The sequence below is a fragment of the Roseateles sp. P5_E11 genome (genome assembly GCF_054049355.1).
Genome location: NZ_JBFUMO010000770.1, coordinates 1 through 2,221, shown reverse-complemented (window position 1 = coordinate 2,221; position 2,221 = coordinate 1). Strand labels below are relative to the sequence as shown.

The 2,221-nt window shown below is 68.0% G+C and carries 2 protein-coding genes and 1 pseudogene; all 3 read left to right on the top strand.

What is annotated here, in order from left to right:
* A pseudogene (locus ACXJKR_RS30340) lies at positions 1–352 on the top strand (hypothetical protein); the annotation flags it as partial.
* Positions 349–1,464, top strand: a complete 1,116-nt coding sequence (locus tag ACXJKR_RS30335) for a nucleotidyltransferase domain-containing protein (protein WP_200955203.1) — start codon at positions 349–351, stop codon at positions 1,462–1,464. The pseudogene ACXJKR_RS30340 and the gene ACXJKR_RS30335, both read left to right, overlap by 4 nt.
* A gap of 13 nt (positions 1,465–1,477) precedes the next feature.
* Positions 1,478–2,095 carry a CDP-diacylglycerol--serine O-phosphatidyltransferase gene (pssA, locus tag ACXJKR_RS30330; protein WP_056191659.1) on the top strand — a complete coding sequence of 206 codons (618 nt, stop codon included), beginning with the start codon at positions 1,478–1,480 and terminating at the stop codon, positions 2,093–2,095.
* Positions 2,096–2,221: the final 126 nt, after the last annotated feature.

Here is a 2,221-nt window from a genome sequence, read left to right as displayed (position 1 = left end):
CATCCGCCGCTTCTCCCCGCAGGCCGTCTTGGGTGAGGCGGCCCGCGACACGCACAAGGGCACGGTCTCCCATTTGCGCGCGTCGGCCGCCAGCGTGACCGGCCAGCAACAGCAGGCGCGGCCTACGCAGCTGATCTTTCCGCGCTGGCACGCCGGCGCGCCGACGCAGCTGGCGCCGGTGCCCAAGGCCCAGGCCTTCGAACGGCTGGCCGGTCATGCGTTCAACTACAGCATGCTGGGCCGGGCGGGTTTCGAGCTGACGGCGGCGTTGATCGATTCGTGCGGGTGCTGGGATTTCTGCTACTCCGACCTGGCGGAAGGGCTGGCCACGCTTGACGGGCTGAAGTCATGACGCCGGCATGGGAACCGCTGCTGCGCTCCTTGCGCGAGCCGGCGTTCATGGCTTCCCATGGCGAAGCGACCTGGGACCTGCTGCTGCGCCAGGCCGTGTCGGCCGGCTTGCTGGCCCGGCTGGGTGCGCTGGCCCGTGAGGCGGGCGTCGAGCGCTCACTGCCCTTGCCCGTGCGCCGCCAGATGCGCGCGCTGCTGGCCGTTTCCCAGGAACAGCGGCGCGCCGTGCGCTGGGAGCTGGTGCTGCTGTCCCGCGATCTGGCAAGCCTCCCCGGCCCCGTGATGCTGCTCAAGGGCGCGGCCTATGTCGCCGGCGACCTGCCGCCAGCCCCGGGCCGGCTGTTCTCGGACATCGACATCCTGGTGCCGCGTGAGCAGCTCGACGAGGCGGAGGCGGCGCTGATGCTCGGTGGCTGGGCCAGTGCTGCGGGGACAGCCTACGATGAACGCTACTACCGACGGTGGATGCACGAGCTACCGCCGATGGTGCACCTGCGCCGCCAGACCAACCTGGACCTGCACCACAACATCCTGCCATTGACGGCGCGCATCAAAACCCACAGCGCACCGCTTCTGGCGGCCGCCCAGCCGGTCACGGAATTCCCGCGTTTCAGCCTGCCGTCGGCGCCGGACCAGATCCTGCACAGCGCGACGCATCTGATGCACGAGGGCGAATGGGGGCACGGCCTGCGCGACCTCAGTGATCTCGACAGCCTGTTGCGCCGCCATGCTGTCGAGCCTGGCTTCTGGAACACCTTGCTGGCGCGCGCCGCAACCCTGTCGCTGGGCCGGCCGCTGTTCTATGCCCTTTGCCTGTGCCGGCGCCATCTGCACACACCCGTCCCCGAGGATGTGCTGGAGCGCTGCCCTGCCCGCCCCGGCCCTCTGTTGCGCTGGCTGATGCAGGGCTTGCTGAGGCGGGCCCTGACCAGCGCCCACCGCGGCTCGATGGCGCCGGGCACGCGCGTTGCCGAGTTTGCGCTCTTCGTTCGCAGCCATTACCTTCGCATGCCACTGCATCTGCTCGTGCCTCATCTCGTCGTGAAAGCGGTCAGCCGGCCGCCTGCGAGCCCGTCCCGGCGCGACGACATCGATCCGCTGGAGCAGCGTTGAGGAGGAGGTCCTGATGGAAAAACCCAAGCCCTTTTCGATGATCCGCGAGTTCCATCTCGCCGATTGGTTCACCCTCGGCAATGCCTGCGCCGGCATGGGCGCCCTGTTCGCCGTGATGAGCTTCCTGCAGACCGGCGAGCGCCAACATCTGCAATACGCCTGTGCGTTGATTCCGCTGGCGCTGGCCTTCGACGTGCTGGACGGCCGTATTGCGCGCTGGCGCCAGAAGAGCTCGGCCCTGGGCCGCGAGCTGGATTCCCTGGCCGACGTGATCTCCTTCGGCGTCGCGCCCGCGGCGATCGCCTACGGCTGCGGCATGCAGGGGCTGTATGACCGCATCGTGCTGGTGTTCTTCGTCGCCTGCGGCGTCAGCCGGCTGGCGCGCTACAACGTGACGGCGGAAAAACTCAGCGCAGGCTCGGACAAGGTGGCGTATTTCGAGGGCACGCCGATTCCGACGTCCATGCTGCTTGTGGCTGTGCTGTGGGTGGCCGCGGTTCAGGGGGCCATCGGTGACGCGCTATGGGGTGGCGTCTGGTGGCTGGCGGGCTTCAAGTTGCACCCGCTGGTGCTGATGTTCGCGCTATCCGGCTCGTTGATGGTGAGCCGGATTCGGATTCCGAAACTCTAAGCCGTTCGGCGCGACAACCAGCTCAGCGGCGATTCCTGAATCGCGACAGACGACTGGGATTCGAGGAAATCACTGGGCGGCTGGCTGCGATATTCGCTGACGCCCACGCCGTCCAAGCAGGCATCC